At 62.6% G+C, this 21750-nt stretch carries 19 protein-coding genes and 3 tRNA genes; 18 read left to right on the top strand and 4 right to left on the bottom strand.

All coding sequences use genetic code 11. The features are described 5' to 3' along the window. Window positions 1-69 precede the first annotated feature (69 nt). The 10 genes from ETQ85_RS00620 (at window position 70) to ETQ85_RS00580 (ending at window position 8053) form a co-directional block, all read left to right on the top strand. On the top strand, window positions 70-264 hold the full coding sequence (locus ETQ85_RS00620) for a DNA-binding protein (RefSeq protein ID WP_148577186.1): 195 nt from the start codon (window positions 70-72) through the stop codon (window positions 262-264). A 50-nt stretch (window positions 265-314) separates the two neighbouring features. Beyond that, window positions 315-851: a hypothetical protein gene (locus tag ETQ85_RS00615; RefSeq protein ID WP_222862010.1), complete on the top strand. Its 537-nt coding sequence runs from the start codon at window positions 315-317 to the stop codon at window positions 849-851. An 11-nt stretch (window positions 852-862) separates the two neighbouring features. Further along, on the top strand, window positions 863-1993 hold the full coding sequence (locus ETQ85_RS00610; RefSeq protein WP_148577184.1) for a phage major capsid protein: 1131 nt from the start codon (window positions 863-865) through the stop codon (window positions 1991-1993). Between the two features lie 118 nt (window positions 1994-2111). Continuing rightward, the gene (locus ETQ85_RS00605; protein ID WP_148577183.1) at window positions 2112-2363 is read left to right on the top strand and encodes a hypothetical protein; all 252 of its coding nucleotides are present in this window, start codon (window positions 2112-2114) and stop codon (window positions 2361-2363) included. Beyond that, window positions 2344-5091, top strand: a complete 2748-nt coding sequence (locus ETQ85_RS00600; protein ID WP_148577182.1) for a tape measure protein — start codon at window positions 2344-2346, stop codon at window positions 5089-5091. Before ETQ85_RS00605 ends, ETQ85_RS00600 begins: the two co-directional genes overlap by 20 nt. Next, window positions 5088-5615: a hypothetical protein gene (locus tag ETQ85_RS00595; protein WP_148577181.1), complete on the top strand. Its 528-nt coding sequence runs from the start codon at window positions 5088-5090 to the stop codon at window positions 5613-5615. Before ETQ85_RS00600 ends, ETQ85_RS00595 begins: the two co-directional genes overlap by 4 nt. 351 nt (window positions 5616-5966) lie before the next feature. Further along, window positions 5967-6107, top strand: coding sequence for a hypothetical protein (locus ETQ85_RS26040; protein ID WP_187394525.1), 141 nt, complete (start codon window positions 5967-5969; stop codon window positions 6105-6107). Next, window positions 6104-6598, top strand: coding sequence for a hypothetical protein (locus ETQ85_RS00590; RefSeq protein ID WP_148577180.1), 495 nt, complete (start codon window positions 6104-6106; stop codon window positions 6596-6598). Before ETQ85_RS26040 ends, ETQ85_RS00590 begins: the two co-directional genes overlap by 4 nt. Beyond that, window positions 6595-6894, top strand: coding sequence for a hypothetical protein (locus ETQ85_RS00585; RefSeq protein ID WP_148577179.1), 300 nt, complete (start codon window positions 6595-6597; stop codon window positions 6892-6894). Before ETQ85_RS00590 ends, ETQ85_RS00585 begins: the two co-directional genes overlap by 4 nt. A gap of 322 nt (window positions 6895-7216) precedes the next feature. Then, window positions 7217-8053 carry a hypothetical protein gene (locus ETQ85_RS00580; protein WP_148577178.1) on the top strand — a complete coding sequence of 279 codons (837 nt, stop codon included), beginning with the start codon at window positions 7217-7219 and terminating at the stop codon, window positions 8051-8053. Between the two features lie 139 nt (window positions 8054-8192). Here the strand turns inward: ETQ85_RS00580 and ETQ85_RS00575 are convergent. From ETQ85_RS00575 to ETQ85_RS00565, 3 genes are all read right to left on the bottom strand, one after another. Further along, window positions 8193-8268: transfer RNA gene (locus ETQ85_RS00575), tRNA-His, on the bottom strand. A 47-nt stretch (window positions 8269-8315) separates the two neighbouring features. Further along, window positions 8316-8389, bottom strand: a tRNA-Arg gene (locus ETQ85_RS00570). 26 nt (window positions 8390-8415) lie between these two features. Then, window positions 8416-8492 (bottom strand) — tRNA-Pro (locus ETQ85_RS00565). A 179-nt stretch (window positions 8493-8671) separates the two neighbouring features. Here ETQ85_RS00565 and ETQ85_RS00560 point away from each other — a divergent pair. The 4 genes from ETQ85_RS00560 to ETQ85_RS00545 all read left to right on the top strand — a co-directional run bounded on the left by ETQ85_RS00560 (window position 8672) and on the right by ETQ85_RS00545 (window position 15910). Next, window positions 8672-11542: a PAS domain S-box protein gene (locus ETQ85_RS00560; protein WP_148577177.1), complete on the top strand. Its 2871-nt coding sequence runs from the start codon at window positions 8672-8674 to the stop codon at window positions 11540-11542. Window positions 11543-11764: 222 nt separating this feature from the next. Beyond that, window positions 11765-14452 (top strand): bifunctional acetate--CoA ligase family protein/GNAT family N-acetyltransferase, encoded by a 2688-nt coding sequence (locus ETQ85_RS00555; RefSeq protein ID WP_148577176.1) that lies wholly within the window; start codon window positions 11765-11767, stop codon window positions 14450-14452. Beyond that, entirely contained in the window at window positions 14452-15042 is a 591-nt protein-coding gene (locus tag ETQ85_RS00550) for a DNA-3-methyladenine glycosylase I (RefSeq protein WP_148577175.1), read from the top strand. The genes ETQ85_RS00555 and ETQ85_RS00550 overlap by 1 nt, the downstream gene beginning before the upstream one ends. A gap of 19 nt (window positions 15043-15061) precedes the next feature. Then, entirely contained in the window at window positions 15062-15910 is an 849-nt protein-coding gene (locus ETQ85_RS00545; RefSeq protein ID WP_148577174.1) for a D-hexose-6-phosphate mutarotase, read from the top strand. A 10-nt stretch (window positions 15911-15920) separates the two neighbouring features. Here the strand turns inward: ETQ85_RS00545 and ETQ85_RS00540 are convergent, their stop codons facing one another. Continuing rightward, a complete protein-coding gene (locus ETQ85_RS00540) occupies window positions 15921-17027 on the bottom strand; it encodes a hypothetical protein (RefSeq protein WP_148577173.1) in 1107 nt (368 codons plus the stop codon). A 178-nt stretch (window positions 17028-17205) separates the two neighbouring features. Between ETQ85_RS00540 and ETQ85_RS00535 the strand changes: the two genes are divergently transcribed. The 4 genes from ETQ85_RS00535 (at window position 17206) to minC (ending at window position 21725) form a co-directional block, all read left to right on the top strand. After that, on the top strand, window positions 17206-19533 hold the full coding sequence (locus ETQ85_RS00535; protein ID WP_148577172.1) for a Tex family protein: 2328 nt from the start codon (window positions 17206-17208) through the stop codon (window positions 19531-19533). An 89-nt stretch (window positions 19534-19622) separates the two neighbouring features. Then, entirely contained in the window at window positions 19623-19988 is a 366-nt protein-coding gene (locus ETQ85_RS00530; protein WP_148577171.1) for an ArsC family reductase, read from the top strand. Further along, window positions 19985-20845, top strand: a complete 861-nt coding sequence (gene hslO / locus ETQ85_RS00525) for an Hsp33 family molecular chaperone HslO (protein WP_148577170.1) — start codon at window positions 19985-19987, stop codon at window positions 20843-20845. The genes ETQ85_RS00530 and hslO overlap by 4 nt, the downstream gene beginning before the upstream one ends. A 91-nt stretch (window positions 20846-20936) precedes the next feature. Then, entirely contained in the window at window positions 20937-21725 is a 789-nt protein-coding gene (minC, locus tag ETQ85_RS00520) for a septum site-determining protein MinC (RefSeq protein ID WP_148577169.1), read from the top strand. The last annotated feature ends 25 nt before the right edge of the window (window positions 21726-21750 follow it).

The following is a 21750-nucleotide window of genomic DNA, read 5'->3' as shown; positions in this document are numbered from 1 at the left end:
ACCCCCTGAAAATGAGACAGCACACAAAGCACCATTGAGCCTAATTCAGCACTTTTTAGGAGCAATGCAATGCACAAAGAGGCCGCCGCCGTTTCTCCCTCCACGGAGAGCACCGAGACATTCGCCCAGCGGCATGGCGTCCAGCCTGGAACCGTCCGCAATGCCCTTTACACGAAGGGTAGTTACTTCGGCGCCGTGCCGATCAAGCTGCCCAACGGTCGCCTGCGCTGGCCCGTCACTGCTGCCAAGGCGGCGCAAGCATGAACCCCGTTTCCCGTTTTCTCTCCCTCTCCCCCTCGTCAGAAAGCCACGCCATGAAAACACTCAAAGCCCTTAAGGAGCTCGAGGCGCAACGCGCCCACGTTCAAGCTGTTGTCGAAAAATCAGAGCTTGGGATTAAGGCCATCCAAACCGAAATTGTCGATGCCACCAAGCGCGCCCAGGAGGTGCAAGCCTCTTATGTCCGCGGCCTTGTCGGCGAAATTGACGTAATGACGGCCCGGGATGGGATAGAGGCCGCCCGAAAGCGTTTAGAGGAGGTGAGGCAGGTCATTGCCGCCGCCCGAGACATTCAACCTCAGATTGACCAAGAGATATACGCAGCGACTCATGCCCATAACGCAGCCCTTCGATCACGAGTGGAAGAGCTGATCGAACCGATCAAGGCTCGCATTGCCGATGACAAGAAAGTGCGTGCCAGCCTTATCGAAATTTATGGACTGATCGCCAATAGCGATATGACTCTATGCTGGGTAAATTGGAGGGACATGGTTGCGGATTGTTTCCCCGTAATAACGGGCGACGAGGCCCCCGCTGCAGTCGCCGCGGGCAAGAAAACCCTTCTTTCCTAAAAGGCCGGAATATGACTTCCACAAATAAAATTCAAACCGTCGAAGACGAAGCCGACAAGCGCCGCGGTGCAATCATTGCTGCCTTGATGGTGCGTGCCGGCGTGGCCTCGAATGAGGACAAGGCCAAGATTGACGGCAACCCTTACCGTGGCGATTCACTACTCAATATCGCCAAGGCTTCCTTGGTACGTGGTGGCGTTGACTACCGTAATCGCGACAATATGGAGATTGTCGGCGCTGCCTTTACGCAGAGCACCAGCGACTTCCCGATTTTGCTGGAAAACGCGATGCACAAGACGCTGCAGATGGCCTACGCCACTGCCGCCGTCACCTGGCGCCGCTTCTGCGCTGTCGGCTCCGTCTCCGACTTCCGCGACCACCCGCGCTACCGACTTGCCGCACTGCAGAACCTGCAGCCGCTCAATGAGCTTGGCGAGTTCCGTAACGCCCTGATTCCCGACGGCGAAAGAGCCCGCGTCCGTATAGGTACCAAGGGGCTGATCATCAACCTCTCTCGTCAAGCAATCATTGACGACGATCTCGGCTCCTTCATGGACCCGTCGTACCAGCTTGGCCGCTCCGCTGCGCGTACCGTCGAAACGGATGTTTACGCTCTTCTGCTCCTGAACTCTGGCCTTGGCCCGGTCATGGACGATGGCTACACGCTGTTTCATGCCCTCCACAACAACATTGGTGCCCCCGCTGCACTGTCACAGGGTTCCGTCGATGCCGACCGACAACTGATGGCGGATCAGAAAGAGCCTGGTGGCGGTAGCTCTCTTGTTCTCCAGCCGTCCATTCTGCTTGCACCTGTATGGCTGCGCGCCAGGGCCATTGAGGTCAACGGTGCAGAATTCAACGAACTGGATACGAAGAATCCCGGGGATCGCCGCCCCAACTCCATCCGCGGCCTCTACCGCGACATCGTAGATTCCCCGCGCCTCTTTGGCACACGCCGCTATAGCTTCGCCGATCCAGTGGAAGCCCCCGTCCTCGAAGTAGATTTCCTTGGTGGCAACGAGCAACCATTTCTCGAGCAGGTGGAAGGTTTTTCGGTAGATGGCACCCGCTTCAAGGTCCGCTACGACTTCGGTGTATCTGCAGTTGATCACCGCGGCTCGGTGACCAACGCAGGGTCTTGATTTCTCCGGAAAGGGGCTTCAGCCCCACCCGTGCCGGCCGGCGGCTGACGGCCTGCACAAGCGCACCAGGGACGCCTACGGGCTGCGAGGTGCGCCCCCATACACCAAGGAACATCCGATGACGCAATCCCCTGCCGGCGACGATCCGGCCGTAGACCCAGAGGTGCGTGCTGCAATTGCCGCCTATCTGGATGTTCTGGGCATTGAGCTGTATGCCTCTGCCCACCCTCTCCGGAAAATGTTCGGTCTTGCCATTCGCTCTCTCAAGCACGACTTGGCGGATTCCTTCGCCAGCAAGCTCCTCGCCATCTCTCCCGGCCCCGCCACAAAAATTCTGAAGGACTACGCAAATGGCTCTCCTGAGCGATGACGAAGTACGGTTGCGCATCGCCGCCGACACAACCGGCGGCGCAGCCGTCGAACAACTTGCAAAGCATATTGACAGCTTGGCCAAACAGGGCGGCGAGGCTGCACCAGCCTTGGGCGTGCTTTCCGATCGGCTTCGCAAAATGTCCGCGGATGCCGAGCAGTACAACGCCACAGCCGACAAGGCTGCCAAGTCCACCAAAAACATGAGCGGGCAGGTTCAGGACATGGCAGTCCAGTTGGCCAAGGCCGCCGCCGCTCTGCAGGCAGGGAGAGCCTTTATTGATGCAAACAGTCAGGTCGAGAGCCTGACTCGCACCATGTCGATCCTGACAGGCAGCACCGAACGGGCAGCCGCTGAACTGGAATACATTCGCGGGGCGGCTCAGCGCCTCGGCGTGGATGTTCTCGATGCCGGCAAGGCCTACATGCAGTTGCTTGCCAGCACAAAGGGTACGGCCCTTGAAGGCGCCGCCGCCCGGCAGGTGTTTGAGGCCGTTGCTGGAGCAATGGCAACCCTCGGGAAAACAAGCGCCGAAACCTCGACGGCGCTGCTGGCCGTCAATCAGATGGCGTCTAAAGGCAAGGTATCTATGGAGGAGCTGCGGGGCCAGCTTGGTGAAGCCTTGCCAGGCGCAATGAAAGCCGCAGCAGCGGGCGCAGGGCTGACCGTCGCCGAGCTTACAAAAATGGTCGAGTCCGGCTCTGTCCTGGCCGAAGACCTGCTGCCCGCCCTCGCCAGGGGTCTGACCGAAATGTATGGCGTAGGAAAGGCCAACAACGACACTTTCGCCGCCCAGTGGGCAAGGATGAAAAACAGCGCCACGGAATTCTTCACAGTTATCGGTGACTCCGGTGTCATGAAGGTTCTAAACGAGGGGTTGGCCCTCACAACCTTTGGCGCCAAGGCGCTGACAGTCGGTTTTGAGGCTGGCATAAGCAAAACGCGAGAGCTCTTTGGCGGCCCCCAATGGGACGCGGAGAAGGCCCGCCAATCGCTGGAAGCGACGGCACGAAGCAGCGCATTGCTATCGAAGTCGCTGGGCGATGTTGGTACCGCCGCCGCACAGATGGGGACCGTAATCCGGACGCAGAGCAATGACGTCCTTCAGCTTCAGAGCGCTTTCACAAAAGCGAATGATGAAGCGGGAAAGCAGATCATAAACCTCGAGAAAGTTGCTGCCGCCCGCCAGTCAGAGGCTGATGCAATGATGCGGGCCAGTCAGCTTTACGACACTGAGGCCCAGCAGCGCCGCACGGCAGTGGATGCAGCCCAAGCTGAAGAAGCTGCTCTGCAGCGCATAGCGGAACAGACCCGCTTTGCTGTTGCCCTAAAAGAGACGGAACTGGCCGCGGAGAAAATCGCGGCGGAAGCAGGAAGGAAGCAGGCGCAAGAGCAGATTGCCATGACGCAATCACGGATTGCCGCCCTGGAGCAGGAAGCAAGCGTCAGAGGAGATGGCCGACGAGCACTGCAGGAGGAGATTGCTGGCCTCGCGGAATACCTCGCAGCTCAGAAGGCTGAAGTTGCGGGAATGGGGGCTGAATCCACTGCTCGCAAGCAGAAAATTGAAGACCTGGGCAAGGAGGTCGACGCGAAGAAGGCTCTTGCCGACAAGGCGACTCAGGAAGCGGCGGCATCGCACTCGGCCACCTTGGAGGCTCAGGCTGCAGCCGAAACATACAAGGATCATTCCAAGCAGGTCTACGCGCTGCGAGACGCCTATGTAGCCGCGAATGCAGCCTTCGAGAAGACGGGCGAGGCTTTCGTAAAAGGAGTGGCAACCGACAAGGAACTGACTGCCTCAAAGGAGGCCGCTCAAAAGGCCTTGCTGCTTTACCGCGATGCCCTTTCCGACGCAACGGCCGCCGCTGAGCGCCATGTAACGGCTGAACGGGCTGCTGCCACCCTTCAACAATCCGCCTTGCAAAACGACCTCTACCGGGCCAACACCATCCTGGAGATCGCCAAGCAGCGCGGCAACGAAAAGGAGATTGCACAGGCTCAGATTGCTGTCTGGCGGATCGAGCTGGAAATCAGTGAAGCGTCGGCGCAGGCGTCACGCCTCGAGGCTGAAGCCATGCTGATTGTCGCCAAGGCCAAACGGGCCGAGCTGGAAGCGTCTGGCGCCCTGACCGAAGCGAAGAAGGCCGAGTTGGCCGTTATGGATGTCAACATCAAGGCCAAGCAACTGGAGGCGGATAAATACGATCTGATCGCCGCCCGGATGAAGGCGCTGTCCTACGAAACCAAAGAGCTGAAATCGAGCTTCTTTGATCTCTCGTCTTCAACCGACGATGCGGCTTCGGCTGCCGATCGTGCAGCTACCAGCTACGACGGATTGACTACCTCGATACGCGGTGCGGCTGCGGCCAAGGATGGCTTCACGCGGGATGCCAGCGGCAACGTGCTCGAGGTGGCGAGGGTGACCCCGCAGACCGTCGCCACCAGGTTGAAGAACCTGGGTGTCAGTGATGCGCTGGCTGCCCAGCAAGCTAGCCAGTTCTTCGATGGCGCCGGAAACACCCAGAACACCTATGGCCTGTCGCTTGATGCAGCGGTTCAAGCTCTTGCGGATCGCCTCACCGGAAAAGGTGTTCAGTCTTCCTACATGAATATCGTCAGGGTGGACCTGACGACAAACCGCGGTACGTCGTCGGTAAAAGTTGCGAGTCAAGCAGATGCCGCGGCGCTTGTTTCTACGCTGCAGGAACTGGCGGCTAGATCATGATGCGACAGATTGAATATCCATTTCCCCGGGACGATGAAGTCCGCCGCGTGTGGCCGTTCGCTCTCGTCCCGGAAGAAATCAAGACCTCAAGCCTTGCCCTCACGGCGTACCACGAGGCCGGTCATGTTGTTCTGCTGGAGTGGGTGGGCTTCGATGTGAAGCAGGCTGTGGCCGCCAAAGGGGAAGGCGCTACGCTATTCGATAGGCCGTCCGAACGTGCCACAGCCGTAGGTATCGTTTCCCCAAACGAGGCCCACCATGCCGGAGCCGCCGCACTCGCCCACGCGGGCATTTGTGCAGAGCTGATCTATGCCGGCGCACCCTGGCAGGGCGTAACCAAGCGCAATGACTCTGACTGGCAGCTTGCACACGACATGCTCTTTCCGATCTTCGGCGGCAGCTCAGCCGGACACGGCTACGCGCAACGCGTGGCGTTGTCGGTGCTGACGCAGAACTGGGGCCGGGTAGTGCAGATTGCCGGTGAACTGATGAAGAGCGGCTCCTGGAAGCCGCCCTGTTCGTAGAGGTAGGAGTGCTCAAAACTGAGCAGTCGAACTGATGAAGAGCGGCTCGTGGAGGCCGCCCGAATAATTTTCTAGTAGATGCTTGACAGCAGCATGCGTCTGGCTGAATACTCTGGGCGTCGCTGAAACAACAGCGAACGGGTTTGGAAGCCCGAAACCTCAAGGCCGACAAGGCCGCGCAAGCGGTTTTTTTACGTCGGTAGCATGGTGCCACCTGTTCAATGGCGGGGCCGTGCGGGGAGCCTTCGGGCTGCCGGTTTCTTGAGGCCGGTCTTCCAACCCCGTACGGTTCCGCCGCCCCGTTTGGAAGCGGGGCGCGGAGAAACTGACCGCACTCAAGGAGCATGCACCATGCAAGCCACAACATTGGGCACGTCCGCCCAAATCTCCGCCTCGCCCTTCAGCACCCTGACGCTTTACCGCGTCCTTCGCACCATCGCCGGCCCCGTGCTCGCCTATCGCCTGTCCTTCGCCTGGAGGGCCGGAAAATGAGCCGCATTCAGCAAACCATGGGGCAGGAGCATTTTGCGGACCGCCTTGCACATCAGTCCGCAATGCTTTCAGCACTATCCTTATCCAGTGGCAGTATGGATGACGCCACCCTTGCTGATTTCATCGATGCTTGCGTAACGCTGTCGGTTGATCTTAGGGACATTTTCGATGGGCTATTTGATGCACCGGATAGCACCGAACCCGTTTTCGTCCGCGAACTGGCTGATCTCAGGAAAGCTGCGGCCCATACAGGAGAGGAGGTGCTCAAAACTGAGCACTCCCACAACATAGAGAAATTGCAGACTGCTGAGCTTGACGAATGCCGTGCTGGCCTTAAAGAGGCACAAGACGGATTCGCCAAACTGCTGGAGTTGTTCAGGGCAATTGAGAGTGGAGCCGGCCGCAAAGCCGAAGCTATACGCCTCGCCATAGAAGGGCAGGAAGAAGCCCGCCGCCTTGAAAGTGTAATGGGTGGCAGGATTTCAGCATGAGCGCGAAGATCATGAAAGCCGGTGAGCCCACTACGGTGATGACCTTCCCCGATGCATCCGGTGACCTGTACGTTCTCGCGCCCGGCGCCACTACCGGCATCATTCAGGACCAGATAAGGGCTCGACTGGCCCAGCTGGACGCACTGATAAACATGACCATCGGCGAACAAGGTGAAGCCTTCCGCGGCATGAATGACGAGCTGCAGGACCGCTTCATGTGGGCGTGCGGATCCATATCCAATGAAGTCTGCCAGCTCGCCAAGATCTCTGCTGCGAAACTAAGGGAGGGGAAATAATGCTCCCCCCGAACTTCACGCCTGGCCCGTGGCGTCGTGTCAGGCACAGAGCCATTGCCGCCGGCACCAGCGGCAATACGGTGACAATCTGCGAGGTCTTATCCGGCGGTTCCGGCATTGACCAGGCGGATGCCAACGAAGCCTTGATTAGCGCGGCACCCGAGTTGTTCACAGCCGGCGCCATGATATACAAATTGATTAGTTCAGGTTTCCTCACGGCTGGGACTCTGGCCACTGACAAGGATGCACACGTTGCCGACTGCCGGCAGGCTATCGATGCACTGAGGTCTGCTCTGAGAAATGCCTCTACGAGGTTCACGTCATGAGCGCTACCCCTGTCCAACTTGTGGCTCTGACGATCAGCGAGATTGATGTTCTTCATGGATCCGGCCCGCTGGCCTTTCAGACCTATGTTCTTCTGAGGGCCTGGATGGATTACCCGAGTGGCGTTGTCGGCCGAACGCGGCCGGTGTCTCTGTCCATGCTTCGCAGCTACACCGAGACCCATACGCCGCGGGGCGCCGGCCTCCAGATCGAACAGGAGAGCGAAAAGACTATCCGGGGAGCGATTGATCGGCTTGTCAGAGCCGGGTTGCTTCGCCGCCTGGCTGGTGACCGGCTGTCTTTCCGCCTTCCAATGGCCCTCACCGCCTCCGCTCGTCCAATTCAAACAGGGCACGGTGAGGGCACAGACTTGCCCACAGAACACGGCGCCGTGAATTCCGCTAAAGACATGGGAAATCAGGCCAAACCGGGCACGCTCTCAACCCCTGAAAAATCGACAAACGGGGCACACATCATGAGTCATGGAATGTTGTTGTCGACTGGTGACCTTGTGGATATCTTGGAACGCCACGAGGTTCCCATCGCGGGATATTCTGCAGCGTTGGTGCAATGGGCTGCTGCTGGGGTCCAACCCGCCCGCCTTGCAGACGCCATCACCGCCGCCCGCGCTGTTCGTCAGAAGTCCGGCAGCCTCCAGCCAATCAACGCAGGCTTGATCGATACCATTCTGAAGAACGGCACTGCCCCGCCGGCGCAGTTCAGAGCCAGAAAGGGACGATGGTCAGCAGCAGAGCGGCCGGAAGCGAACCACGCCCGGCCTGGGGAAAGCTGGGAGCAGTACCGGCGCCGGTTGGCCGGAACAGCACGACACTGATGCTGGGGCCGCACACCGCAAAGCTCCACCAAGACAGGTAGACGCAAAAAAGCCCGCTTTTCGGCGTGCTTCGTTGCTTACTATCTGCTTACTGCAACTTTCGCGCTTACTGTAAATCTGCGCTAAGTGCTTGAATTTTTGGGGCGACATACCGGGTTCGAACCGGTGACCACTGGAATCACAATCCAGTGCTCTACCAACTGAGCTAATGCCGCCACTACGGATTGTCGAACTGAATCGCCAATCTTGAAACTTGTCAGAGCCTGCCCGACAGGAATCGAACCTGTAACCCCCGGCTTAGAAGGCCGGTGCTCTATCCAGTTGAGCTACGGGCAGATTGCCGTGGGCACGGGGTCAAGCTTTGGTCGGGGTGGAGAGATTCGAACTCCCGACATCTTGCTCCCAAAGCAAGCGCGCTACCGGACTGCGCTACACCCCGAGAGCGGCGAATATTACAGACCCTTTTGTGACTCGTCAAATGAATTTGGGAGGAAATTTCAGTTTTTCTGAAAACCTCCGAGGGCGGCACACAAATTTGCAGCTGTCGTGTCAAGGCACATGGATCCTTCACCGTTGACGCTGCACCAAACGCACTGCTCACAACGATAATACGTCTCGATGGTTTTCCGCCCTGCCACCTCGCTGCTTCGACCAGCCGTTGTTCACTGCCTGCTCATCACCGGCGGTCTGTGCTCGCCTGATGTCCTGGCGGGATTTGCAGCCGAAGCAGACGCCAGTGCCCTGCTGCAGACGGCACTGCCTTATCTGTTGGGTGGCCTGGCTGGCCTTGCCGCAGGACAGCTCTTCCGCCTGCCGATCTGGCGACGCGAAGAAACGGTAAGCGCGCCCCCTCAGCCGGCCCTGACGACCACGCGCTGGCGGGACTTCGTCGAAGTCTCGGCCGACTGGCTGTGGGAAACCGATTCCGAGCTGCGTTTCATTGATCTTCCCGGCGCCCCTGCCATCCCGAGCATTGCACCACAAGATGCGCCAGGTCGGACCTGGGATGAAGTCATCGTTCCGGAACTGCCCGCCGACTTCGCGATCGCCCATAAAGACACCCTAGCCCGCCACGGGCCTGTCGCGGTAACCCTCACCCGGCGCAGCCCGACCGGCGAGATTCGCTACCTGGAACTGCGTGGTCAGCCGTTGTTCGACGCCAGCGGACGCTTCCAGGGCTACCGCGGCATCGGCCGCGAAGTGACCGATCAGGCCCGCCTCGCCGACGACCTGGAACGCAACGAAGAACGCATCCACGCCCTCATCGCCTACAGCCACGACGGTTATTGGGAGCAGGACGCCGACCTGCGCTACACGGCCATCACCGCCAGTTCCGGCCACCTGGCCGATCTGGCCGCCGACGACCGCATCGGCACCAGGCGCTGGGACTTGCCCGACACAACGCCTGACGCGGCGCCCTGGGCGGAGCATATTGCCCACCTGCGCCAAATCGAACCTTTCTCCAATTTTGTCTTCAAGCGCCTTGATGCGCAGGGGCGACCGATCTGGCTGAGTGAATCCGGCATCCCCGTGTTTGACCGGCGGGGGGTATTTGCCGGCTACTGCGGCACCACCCGCAACGTCACTGGCGAGATCAGGGCGCGCGAGCACCTGCAACACGATGAAGCCTTCTTCCGCGCGCTCTTCGACAAGGCTCCGACGAACATCGGCAGCATTTCGGCCGACAACCGCTGGCTGCAGGTCAACAATGCCCTCGCGACCTTCCTCGGCCGCTCGGTCGAAGCACTCGTCGGCATGCCCGCCGATGCCATGCTGCGGACGGAAGACGCGGCAGCCGGCCAGGCCTTGCGGGCCCGCTGCATGGCCGGCGAAGCAGACCACTTCACGCGTGAAGTCAGTTATCGGGTTGCCGACGGCAGTCTTCGCTGGTGCCGGGAGTCCACCCGCCTGATTGCGGAGAGCTCCGGAGCACCTCCCTGCTTCGTGGTGATCACCGAGGACATCTCCGCCATCCGCGAGACCCTCGACAGCCGCCAGGCCGGCGAAGAACGTTATCGCCAGCTCTTCGAACTGTCGCCCGAAGCCACACTGGTGTGCATCGGCGGCCGTATCCATCTGGTCAATGCGGCCTCGCGCCAACTCCTGGGTGCAAGCGAAGCGCATGCCCTCGACGGCATTGACATGCTGTCACTCGTGCATCCGGACGACCGGGCCATGGAGAGCGCCCGCCTGCAGCAGTTCGAGGCGGCGTCTCATCAGCCGATTCTCCCACCACTGCCGCTGCGCTATCAGCGCCTCGACGGCGAATCGATCAGCGCCGAAGCCACTGGCGTGCGCATCCGCTTCGAAGGTCAGCCAGCCGTGCTCTACGTGCTCCGCGACGTGGCCCGCTGGCTGTCGGCGGAGCAGGTTCTGCGCGAAAGCCGGGCCATGTACCGGGACGTGGTCGAGTCGGTCAACGAGATCCTTTTCCAGACCGACAAGGAAGGCCGGGTCACATTTTTCAACCGGGCCTGGCGCCACACCACCGGCTTCGACAGCCGCCTGTCCATTGGCCAGAACCTCCTCGATTTCGTCATCGACGAAGACCGGGTACGGGTTGAGCAACGCCTGCGGGCGATCCGCGACGGCTACGACGAAATCGGCCAGTTCGAATTCCGCCTGCGCACCCAGTCGGACGGGCCGCGCTGGGTCGAGGCGACGATCCGCCCCCTGCTCGACACCTACGACCACGTGATCGGCAGTTCGGGCACCCTCGACGACATCACCGCGCGCAAGGAAGCCGAACAATCCCAGCGCAACCTGAATCGCGAACTCGAAGCCCGCGTGCGCGTGCGCACCGCCGAACTGGAAGCCTCCAACCGGGAACTCGAAGCCTTTTCCTACTCGGTCTCCCACGACCTGCGGGCACCGCTGCGGGCCATCGACGGCTTCGCCCAGATCGTCTCCGAGGATTACGCCCCGCGCCTGGACGAAACCGGCCGCGAATACCTCCAGCGCATCCGCGTCGCCACCCAGCGCATGGCCCGCCTCATCGACGATCTCATCGATCTGGCCCGGCTGACCCGCCAGACCATGAAGCGTGAACAAGTAAACCTCAGCCAGATCGTCGAGCAGATCCTTACCGAACTGCACCAGGAAGACCCGGAGCGCCATGTCCAAAGCCACGTGGAACCCGGCCTGTTTGCCGCCGCCGACCGGGCGCTGATCCGTGTCGCCCTCGACAACCTACTGCGCAACGCCTGGAAGTTCACCAGTCGCCGGGAAATCGCCGAGATCCGCTTCCACGCCGAACTGCACGACAAGCAGATCGTCTATTGCGTCTCCGACAACGGTGCCGGCTTCGACATGAGCTTCGCCTCCAAGCTGTTCCTGCCTTTCCACCGCCTGCACGGCATCAGTGAATTTGCCGGCACCGGCATCGGCCTGGCCACCGTCCAGCGGGTCATCCAGCGCCATGAAGGGCAGGTATGGGCGATGTCCGCCCCCGACGAAGGAGCCAGCTTTTTCTTCACGCTGAGCCACTGAAACGTTGCGTCGACACAAATCCGTTGCCCCCGTGCAACACTCTGAATACACAAGCCTTGATATAAGTCACAGGAGCGGTTGTGCAGCGCAATATGTCGGTACTTATACGTATGCGTGGCCTCATCCTTGCGGGTTAAAATCCGCCCGACCCTAAATGGCTGACGACCCCGTGACAACGGCAGCACAATAGCCGCACGAACTGCACTCACTCGAGTACTCATCATGAACGAACAGCACTACCTCACGCCTCTCTTCGAGCCCCGCTCCGTGGCCATCATCGGCGCCAGCGAACGCGAGTTCTCCCTGGGCAAAATCCTCATCCGCAACATGCTGGAGGCAGGATTCAAGGGCAAACTGTTCGCCGTGAATCCCAAGTACGAGAGCGTGCTGGGCGTGCCCTGTTACAAGAGCGTCGAGGATATTCCCCAGCGCCTCGACCTGGCCGTCATCACCACCAAGGCCGACCGCGTGCCGGCCATCGTCGACGCCTGTGGTCGCGCTGGCACCAAGTCGGTCGTCGTCCTGCCGTCGGGCTTCTCCGACAACGGCCCGCGGGGCAAGATGCTCGAGAAGAACACCGTCGAGAACGCCCGCCGCCACCGCATCCGCCTGCTCGGCCCCAACTGTCTGGGCGTGCTGCGCCCCGAACTCGGCCTCAATGCCAGCTTTGCCGACGGCGGCGCCATCAAGGGTTCCATCGGTCTGATCTCCCAGTCCGGCGCCCTCTGTTCGGCGATCCTCGACTGGGCACGCCCGAACAACGTGGGCTTCTCCTCCGTCGTGTCCCTCGGCACCTCGGTGGACGTGGACTTCGGTGAAGTCCTCGAATACATGGTGTCGGACTCCCGCACCGAAAGCATCTTCCTGTACGTCGAAGGCATCAAGGACGCGCGCCGCTTCGTCAGCGCCCTGCGCGCCGCCGCCCGCGTCAAGCCGGTGCTGCTGATCAAGGTTGGCCGCCATCCGGCCGGCTCCCACGCTGCCTTGCTGCACTCCGGCGCAATGGTCGGCGAAGATGCCGTCTTCGACGCGGCCCTGCGTCGTGCCGGTGTGATCCGCCTGTACAACCTGGGCCAGCTTTTCGCCGCCGCCAACGCCCTGTTCTCCCACTTCCGTCCGCGTGGCAACCACCTCGCCGTGATCACCAACGGTGGCGGGCCAGGCGTGATGGCCGCCGACCGGGCTGCCGACCTGCGCATCCCGATGGCCAAGCTCACCGACGCCACCGTCGCCAAGCTCAACGAAATTCTGCCGGCCAACTGGTCGCACACCAACCCGGTGGACATCATCGGCGACGCCGACCCCGAGCGCTACGGCAAGACCATGGAAATCGTGCTGGCCGACGAGAACGTCGAAGGCGTGCTGACCATCCTGTGTCCGCAGGCCATGACCCGCCCGACCGAAGTCGCCCAAAAGATCATCGAGATCGAACGAAATGCCGACAAGCCGGTGTTCACCTGCTGGATGGGCGAGGAACAGGTTCGCGAGGGGCGCAAGCTCTTCGAAGCGGCCGGCATCCCGACCTTCCGCACCACCGAACCCGCCGTCGAGTTGTTCGGGCACATCTCCGCCTATTACCGCAACCAGAAACTGCTGGTGCAGACGCCGGCCTCGCTGTCGTCCGACCTCAATCCCCCGTCGGTCGAGAGTGCCCGTCTGGTCATCGAAACGGCTCTCTCCGAGCGCCGCAAGAATCTCAACGAGATGGAATCCAAGGCCCTGCTGGCGGCCTTCCGCATTCCCATCGCGCAAACCGTAGTGGCCCGCTCCGCCACCGAGGCCATGGTGCTCGCCGAAGAACTCGGCCTGCCGGTGGCCATGAAGATCGACTCCCCGTCCATCACCCACAAGGCCGACACCGGCGGCGTGCGCCTCAACCTGCGCGGGCTGGCTGCGGTACGCTCGGCCTACCAGGAAATCCTGGAAGAGGTGAAGAAGAAGCGTCCCGACGCCATCATCAACGGCGTCGCCATCGAGCCGATGATCATCAAGCCCTACGGCCGCGAACTGATGGTCGGCGCCTTCCGTGACCCGGTCTTCGGCCCGGTGATCACCTTTGGCGAAGGTGGCGCGCACATCGAAATCCAGGCCGACCGCGCCGTCGCCCTGCCGCCGCTGAACAACTATCTGGTACAGGACCTGATCAAGTCCACCCGCGTGGCGACCCTCCTCGGCGAATACCGCAACATGCCGCCGATCAACATGGAGTCGCTGGAGTTCGTGCTGCTGCGCATCTCCGAAATGGTCTGCGAACTACCGTGGATTCGCGAAATGGACATCAACCCGCTGATCGTGGACGAAAACGGCGCCGTTGCCGTGGATGCCCGCATCACGGTCGACAACATTGCCCCGACCGCCGACCGCTATGACCACATGGCGATCCACCCCTATCCGTCGCACCTCATTACCAAGATTTCCATGCCCGAAGGCGAGATCCTGGTGCGTCCGATCAAGCCGGAAGACGCCGAACTCGAAATCGAATTCGTGCGCAAGCTGTCACCCGAAACCAAGTACCTGCGCTTCATGAACACCATGCGCGAACTGCCGCCCGCCATGGTCGCCCGCCTGACGCAGATCGACTACGACCGGGAAATGGCCTTCCTCGCCATCATTGAAGAAGACGGGGTCGAAGTTGAAATCGGGGTAGCGCGCTACGCGGTCAATCCGGACGGCGAATCCTGCGAGTTCGCCATCGTTGTCGCCGAAGACTGGCAGCACCGCGGCCTCGCCCGCCGGCTGATGGGCGTGCTCATCGAAACCGCCCGCGATCGCGGCCTGCACAGCATGAACGGCCTGTTCCTGTCGAACAACGACCGCATGCTCAAGTTCGTCCAGAGCCTTGGCTTCGTGCTGCACAACGACCCGGAAGACAACACCGTCAAGCACGGCATCCTGACGCTGCAAGGCTGATGCCGGAACTCGTCCGCTGCGCCTGGTGTGGGGCAGACGCCCTGTACCAGGCCTACCACGACACCGAATGGGGCGTGCCGCTCCATGACGACCGGGCGCTCTTCGAACTGCTCACCCTCGAAGGCGCCCAGGCCGGGCTGTCGTGGATCACCGTCTTGCGTAAGCGCGACAACTACCGCGCCGCTTTTGCCAACTTCGACCCGGCCGTGGTGGCGTGCTTTACGGAAGCCGACCAGGCCGCCCTCATGCTCAACCCGGGCATCGTCCGCAACCGCCTGAAGATCTCCTCGACCATCGGCAACGCCCGCGCCTTTCTGGCCGTGCAGGCCGAGTTCGGCAGCTTCGATGCTTACCTGTGGCGCTTCGTCGATGGCCGACCCATCCAGAACGCCCTCGCCAGCCTCAAGGACGCCCAGGCCAGCACCCCGCTGTCCGACGCCTTGAGCAAAGACCTCAAGAAGCGCGGCTTCCGTTTCGTCGGCAGCACGATCTGCTACGCCTTCATGCAGGCCGCCGGCCTGGTGAACGATCACACCACCGACTGTTTCCGCCATGGCGAGGTTGCCGCGCTATCATCGCGCCCTCTGTAATCCTGCCTTTTCCGGAAATATGACCGACCAGATCGAAATGGCCGAGCTTCACGGCCAGCCCGTCATCAAACTGCAAACACCCGATGGCGCCGTCGCCCTCATCAGCCTGTTCGGTGCCCAGGTGCTGTCGTGGACCCCGGCCGGTGGCGAAGATCGCCTCTACCTCAGCCCCAAGGCCGTGTTCGATGGCGAAACGGCCATTCGCGGCGGCGTGCCGGTGTGCTTCCCGCAGTTCGGCGAACTCGGCACCCTGCCCAAGCACGGCTTTGCCCGCAAACAACGCTGGGAAGTTACCAATACCCGCCCGGGCAAGGATTTCACCCTTGTCACCCTGCGCCTTGTCGATAACGAGGAAACCCGCGCCCTGTGGCCGCACGCCTTCGCCGCCGAGATGAGCATCGCCATCGGCGCCGGGCGCCTGGACATCGAATTCGAAGTGGAAAACACGGGCGACACGCCCTTCAGCTTCACCGCCGCCCTGCACACCTACCTGAAGGTGAAGGAAGTGGAAGCTGTGCGCATCGAAGGCCTGCGCGGCCTGGAATACCGGGACTGCGTCGATGGCAACACGCCCAAGCTGGAAATGAACACGTCAGTGATCATTGAAGAAAAGGTGGACCGCATTTATCACGGCATGCCCCCCGCCCTGCTCGTGCATGAAGATCACCGAACGCTGGGCATCCACGCAGAGAACTGCCCCGACGTAGTGATCTGGAACCCATGGGAACACAAGTGCGCGAACTTAGCCGACATGCCCGCCGACGGCTTCCGCCACATGCTGTGCGTGGAAGCCGCCGTCGTGCGTCAGCCGGTAGAACTGGCTGCCGGCGAATCCTGGTGGGGCCGGCAGTCTCTCGTCGCGATGTAAGTCGGCAGGCTTAGTTGGCCGCCGCCCGCACGGAGTCGGCCACGTTGCGACCATTCACCCGCACCACCGCCAGGGTGTGACCGGCACTATCGGCTTCCACCGGCTCCACCGTCAGATTCCCTGAATCCAGCGCCCGTTGCAGGCGCTGGGTCGCATGTTCCGAGGTCATTCCCGGCTCCTTCACGTCCAGGCCCTGTACGCGGATCTTGCGTCCACTCTGGTAGAAGGTCGCCCCATCCATCGCATAGGCTCGCGCCAGACCGCGCCCCGGACGGGCCGACGGCGGAGCCTGGATGGCGAGCGGGGGCTGGGCCGGGCTTGCCACAGCGGGCACAGAAGCCGGCGGAGCGACCTGCGCCGGCGGCGTCACTTGGGCCGCTTCAGGCGTCTGCACCGCCGCGGCAGCGGCAGCGGCTGCTTCGGCGGCCGACAAGCCGGCGGCCGAAGCAGCAAACGGCACCAGCACACGAGGCGCCACCTTCGGCAATTCGGTCGTCGGGCGCAGCGGGGTCGGAGTCGGAACAGCAGCAGGCGGAGCCGAAACAAGCGGCCGGGGCTGCATGGGCGGCGGAATCACCAGAGCCTGGCGAGCAGCGGCCTGCCGCACCGGCGGCGAGGTCGGCACAAAGGCTTCGCGACCGATCGGCACGAAGGCTTCGCGGCCAATCGGTTTCTGAGTACGCCGGGCCGCCGGCTGGACCGGCTCGGCATTGCGTCTGCCAGCCTTGCCCGGGCGTTCAGGCTGAACCTCATTACGGCTCACCCGGTATTGTTTGTCAGCCCGCCCTCTGGTGGCCGTTTCGCGGACAACCGGCGCAATCTTGCCGGCCCTCACAGAAGCCTCTGGCTTGCCGGAGCGCAGCGTTTTAGGCGCCACGCGTGTCTCTTTGGCGGGAACAACCTTTGCGCCAACAACCTTGGCGGCCTTGCCCCGGGAGAACGTGGCTTTAGGAGCGGCCGCAGGCTTGGGGGCGGCGGACTTGGCAACGGGCCGGACATGCGGTGCGGCCTTGCGGGCCGGCTCATGGTGGGCCGGCTTGTGAGCGGCAGAGGCATCGCCTCCGAGCATCATCAAGCCAAACGCCACCGCGGCCAGCGCGGTGAAAACGGGATTCATGGATGTATCTCCTGCTGGGCCGAACTCACCACCAAGGGTGATTCGGCTGGACGCGCGCGCAAAGAAACAACGCACGACATGGACAATTGACTGATTTTACCGGAAAGCGGCCGGGCAACGGGCTTGCAGGGAGGGCTGCGTTTCTGCACCATGCGCCCTTTTGCGCGCCAGCCCGCCCATGCTTCTGCCGATCGAACAACGCATTGCCGCCGAATTAGGTGTACAGCCCCGTCAGGTTTCTGCCGCAGTGCAGCTTCTCGACGAAGGCGCCACGGTACCTTTCGTCGCCCGCTACCGCAAGGAAGTCACCGGCGGCCTGGACGACACCCAGTTGCGCAACCTCGAAGAACGCCTCGGCTACCTGCGTGAACTGGAAGAGCGCCGCGCCGCCGTGATCAGCAGCATTGCCGAGCAAGGCAAGCTCGACCCGGCCCTGCGCCACGCCATCGAGAACGCCGAAACCAAGCAGCGCCTCGAAGACCTCTACCTGCCCTTCAAGCAAAAGCGCCGCACCAAAGCCCAGATCGCCCGCGAAGCCGGCATCGAGCCCCTGGCCAACGCCCTGCTGGCCGACCCGACCCTGACGCCGGAAACCGAAGCCGCCGCCTACTTCAATGCCGAGGCTGGCTTTGCCGACACCAAGGCCGTGCTCGACGGCGCCCGCCAGATCCTGATGGAGCGCTTCGCCGAAGATGCCGAGCTGATCGGCAAGCTGCGCGAATACCTGCTCGACCACGGTGTGGTGGCCTCGACGGTGATCGCTGACAAGGAGGCCGACCCCGCCGCCGCCAAGTTCCGCGACTGGTTCGACTTCCGCGAATCCATTGAAACCGTGCCGTCGCACCGGGCACTGGCGCTGTTCCGCGGCCGCAACGAGGGCTTCCTGCGCCTGCAGCTGGGCCTCGACTCCGACCCCACCGACGGCAGCCCGGCCGGCCCCAACCCCTGCGAAGGGCGCATCGCCGGCCACTTCGGGGTCCGTGACCAAGGCCGCCCGGCCGATGCCTGGTTGCGTGAAACCGTGCGCTGGGCGTGGAACGTCAAGATTTCCCTGCACCTCGAACTCGAACTCCTCGGCCAGTTGCGCGAGAAGGCCGAAGAAGAAGCCATCCGCGTCTTCGGCCGCAACCTGAAAGACCTGCTCCTCGCCGCCCCCGCCGGCCCGCGCGCCACCCTGGGCCTCGACCCCGGCCTGCGCACCGGCGTGAAAGTAGCCGTGGTGGATCAGACCGGCAAGCTCCTCGACACCGGCGTGATCTACCCCCACGAACCGCGCCGCGACTGGGATGGCAGCCTGCATGCGCTGGCCAGAATGTGCGAGAAGCACAAGGTGTCGCTGATCGCCATCGGCAACGGCACCGCCAGCCGCGAAACCGACAAGCTCGCCGCCGATCTGATCAAACTGCAGCCCGACTTGCACATGAGCAAGATCGTTGTTTCCGAAGCCGGCGCCTCGGTGTATTCGGCCTCCGAGCTGGCCGCCAGGGAATTCCCCGACCTCGACGTCACCCTGCGCGGCGCCGTCTCCATCGCCCGCCGTCTGCAGGACCCGCTGGCCGAACTGGTCAAGATCGACCCTAAATCCATCGGCGTCGGCCAGTACCAGCACGACGTCAACCAGACCCGCCTCGCCCGCGCGCTGGATTCGGTGGTGGAAGACTGCGTAAACGCCGTCGGGGTAGACGTAAACATGGCCTCGGTGCCGCTGCTCACCCGCATCTCCGGCCTCAACGCGACGCTGGCGGCCAACATCGTCGCCCACCGGGATGCCAACGGCCCCTTCGCCAGCCGCAATGCGCTGAAGGATGTCCCGCGCCTGGGCGCCAAGACCTTCGAGCAGGCCGCCGGCTTCCTGCGCGTCACCAACAGCACCAACCCGCTCGACGCCTCGGCGGTGCACCCGGAAGCCTACCCGGTGGTCGAGCGCATCCTCGCCGACATCAAGAAGGGCGTGCGCGACGTGATGGGCGACTCGAGCCTGCTGCGCGACGTGAAAGCCGAGCGCTACACCGACGAACGCTTCGGCCTGCCCACCGTGCAGGACATCCTGAAGGAGCTCGACAAGCCCGGCCGCGACCCGCGCCCCGAGTTCAAGACGGCCAGCTTCAAGGACGGCGTCGAGCAACTGAAGGATCTGACCGTCGGCATGATCCTCGAAGGCGTGGTCACCAACGTCACCAACTTCGGCGCCTTCGTGGACATCGGTGTACACCAGGACGGCCTTGTGCACGTTTCCGCACTGGCCGACCGTTTCGTCAAGGATGCCCATTCGGTGGTCAAGGCCGGCCAGGTGGTGCGCGTCAAGGTGGTCGAAGTAGACCTGCCCAGAAAGCGCATCGCCCTCACCATGCGCATGGGCGACACACCTCAGGCCGGCGGCAAACCGGCGGGCGACCGTCGCGATGCGCCCCGCGGCAACACCCGCGCACCAGCCGGCAAACCCAATCGCGAACCAGTAGCCGAAGGCTCCCTCGCCTCGGCCTTTGCCAAGGCGCTCAAGAAATAAGCACAGGCGAGCCCGCAGGCGGCTAGAATCCGCTCCATCTCATTGATTTTTCAGCGACGCCTCCCCGGCGTCGCACTGCTTTTGGCCCCATGACCACGATCTACGGCATCAAAAATTGCGACAGCATGAAAAAGGCCTTCGCCTGGCTCGACGAGCAAGGCATCGCCTACACTTTTCACGACTACAAAAAGCTCGGCATCGACTCCGGCAAACTCCACGAATGGAGCAAGGTCGTGGGCTGGAAGACCCTGCTCAACACCCGCGGCACCACCTGGCGCAAGCTGCCCCCCGAGCGCCAGGAATTCAGCACCCAGAGCGCCGCCGTCTATCTGATGGTGGAGTTTCCCAGCCTGATCCGCCGCCCGGTGGTTGAAACCGACAGCGGCCAGTTGCTGGTCGGCTTCGATCCCACCCTCTACGCCAGCGTCCCGTTTTCCGCCGGAAAGTCAGAATGAGCACGACCAGCACCATCCAGCGCTTCCTGCTGGAAGACCTCGACATCCGCGGCGCCATCGTCAAACTTGATGACGTCTGGCAGGCCCTCCTCGAGAATCGCCACTACGCGCCTGAAGTGCGCGACCTGCTCGGTGCCATGAGCGCCGTAGCCAGCGTGATCGGCGGCAACCTCAAGCAGTCCGGCCGCCTGACCATCCAGTTGCAGGGTCACGGCCCGGTCAGCCTGCTGGTGGTGGATGTCACCGAGGCCCTCAACCTGCGCGGCTACGCCAAGGCCGGTGACGAGGCTGTCGGCAAAACCGGCATCATCGACCTGGTCGGTGACGGCCAGCTTCTGATGACCCTCGACATGCCCGGCCTGCGTCACCCCTACCAGAGCTACGTACCCGTCCAGGGCAACAGCGTCGCCGAAGTCTTCGAGCACTACCTGACCCAGTCCGAACAGCAACCGGCCATCCTGCACACCGCCAGCTCGGGCAAGGCCGCCGCCTGCCTGTTCCTGCAAAAGCTGCCCGATGCCGACAAGAAGGATGCCGACGGCTGGGACCGGATCACCCACCTCGCCTCCACCGTGCGTGATGAAGAGCTGCTCGACCTGTCCGCCGAAGACATCCTGACCCGCCTGTTCCACCAGGAAACCGTGCGCCTTCTCGATGCCCGGGAAGTCACCCACGACTGGACCCAGGACTGGGACAAGGTGCGCGACATGCTGCGCTCCCTCGGCCGCGCAGAACTCGATTCGATGATTGCCGAGCACGGAGAAATCCTCATCCATGACGACCTGTCGAATCACGAATACCGTTTTGACGCGGAGGACGTCGCCGCCCTCTTCGCCTCCCCACCTACCCTGCACTGATTTTCAGGCATTTTGCCGGCACACTTGCCCGAAACCCTGCTGAAAAGTAGACTTGGCCGGTTCTAGTCCGCACTTACGCACCGCATTCCATATGGCCGACGCTCCCCTGCAGGGCAAACTGATCGAGTTCAAAGGCGCCAGCCTGGCGGTAATGACCGCCCACGTCCGTGACACGGAGGCCGTGCGCCTCGCCGACGCCCTCCACATGATGCTTGGCGGCATGCCCGATTTCTTCGCCGGCGAACCAACGGTGCTCGACTTTGCGCAACTGGCCAACATACCGGAGCGGGTCGACTGGACAGCCATCCTCAGTCTGCTGCGCCGCTACCAGGTACAGCCGATCGGCGTACGCAACCTGCCCGAGACCCTGCACGACGGTGCCCGCCGCGCCGGCCTGGCGCTACTCGGCGCCGAAGGCCTGTCCGCCGAGCAGCGGGTCATTGCCCCGCCCCCGGCACCCGCGCCTGTCGTCGAAACGCCCCCCGCGGCAGCGCCTGCCCCAGCATCCAGCGAAGCGGTCAACATCGTCGCCCCGACCCTGATCGTCGACCGCCCGCTGCGCTCCGGCCAGCAGGTCTACGCCAAGGGCGGCGACCTGGTCCTGCTGGCAGGCATGAGCCCAGGCTCGGAAGTTATCGCCGACGGCAGCATCCATTGCTACGGCCACCTGCGCGGCCGCGCCCTCGCCGGCGCCCGAGGCGACACCAGTGCCCGCATTTTCAGCACCAATTTCGGTCCAGAGCTGGTCTCCATCGCGGGGGTGTATCGCACCTTCGAACGCGGCATCCCGCAAGCGGTTGCCGGGCGTGGCGCCCAGGTAAAGCTGACCGGCTCGGACAACCTGCACACTCTCGAAATCACTCCGCTGCAGAACGATTGAAGCGGCATCAATACCGAAGGGAACA

Source organism: Zoogloea oleivorans, assembly GCF_008107625.1.
Lineage (GTDB): Bacteria > Pseudomonadota > Gammaproteobacteria > Burkholderiales > Rhodocyclaceae > Zoogloea > Zoogloea oleivorans.
Note: the sequence above shows the minus strand (reverse complement) of the source record. Positions and strands in the feature narration are given on the sequence as shown.

Coding starts and splice junctions, on each gene's coding strand:
- ETQ85_RS00620 (WP_148577186.1), top strand. CDS start 70: ATGCACAAAGAGGCCGCCGCCGTTTCTCCCTCCACGGAGAGCACCGAG.
- ETQ85_RS00615 (WP_222862010.1), top strand. CDS start 315: ATGAAAACACTCAAAGCCCTTAAGGAGCTCGAGGCGCAACGCGCCCAC.
- ETQ85_RS00610 (WP_148577184.1), top strand. CDS start 863: ATGACTTCCACAAATAAAATTCAAACCGTCGAAGACGAAGCCGACAAG.
- ETQ85_RS00605 (WP_148577183.1), top strand. CDS start 2,112: ATGACGCAATCCCCTGCCGGCGACGATCCGGCCGTAGACCCAGAGGTG.
- ETQ85_RS00600 (WP_148577182.1), top strand. CDS start 2,344: ATGGCTCTCCTGAGCGATGACGAAGTACGGTTGCGCATCGCCGCCGAC.
- ETQ85_RS00595 (WP_148577181.1), top strand. CDS start 5,088: ATGATGCGACAGATTGAATATCCATTTCCCCGGGACGATGAAGTCCGC.
- ETQ85_RS26040 (WP_187394525.1), top strand. CDS start 5,967: ATGCAAGCCACAACATTGGGCACGTCCGCCCAAATCTCCGCCTCGCCC.
- ETQ85_RS00590 (WP_148577180.1), top strand. CDS start 6,104: ATGAGCCGCATTCAGCAAACCATGGGGCAGGAGCATTTTGCGGACCGC.
- ETQ85_RS00585 (WP_148577179.1), top strand. CDS start 6,595: ATGAGCGCGAAGATCATGAAAGCCGGTGAGCCCACTACGGTGATGACC.
- ETQ85_RS00580 (WP_148577178.1), top strand. CDS start 7,217: ATGAGCGCTACCCCTGTCCAACTTGTGGCTCTGACGATCAGCGAGATT.
- ETQ85_RS00560 (WP_148577177.1), top strand. CDS start 8,672: ATGGTTTTCCGCCCTGCCACCTCGCTGCTTCGACCAGCCGTTGTTCAC.
- ETQ85_RS00555 (WP_148577176.1), top strand. CDS start 11,765: ATGAACGAACAGCACTACCTCACGCCTCTCTTCGAGCCCCGCTCCGTG.
- ETQ85_RS00550 (WP_148577175.1), top strand. CDS start 14,452: ATGCCGGAACTCGTCCGCTGCGCCTGGTGTGGGGCAGACGCCCTGTAC.
- ETQ85_RS00545 (WP_148577174.1), top strand. CDS start 15,062: ATGACCGACCAGATCGAAATGGCCGAGCTTCACGGCCAGCCCGTCATC.
- ETQ85_RS00540 (WP_148577173.1), bottom strand. CDS start 17,027: ATGAATCCCGTTTTCACCGCGCTGGCCGCGGTGGCGTTTGGCTTGATG.
- ETQ85_RS00535 (WP_148577172.1), top strand. CDS start 17,206: ATGCTTCTGCCGATCGAACAACGCATTGCCGCCGAATTAGGTGTACAG.
- ETQ85_RS00530 (WP_148577171.1), top strand. CDS start 19,623: ATGACCACGATCTACGGCATCAAAAATTGCGACAGCATGAAAAAGGCC.
- hslO (WP_148577170.1), top strand. CDS start 19,985: ATGAGCACGACCAGCACCATCCAGCGCTTCCTGCTGGAAGACCTCGAC.
- minC (WP_148577169.1), top strand. CDS start 20,937: ATGGCCGACGCTCCCCTGCAGGGCAAACTGATCGAGTTCAAAGGCGCC.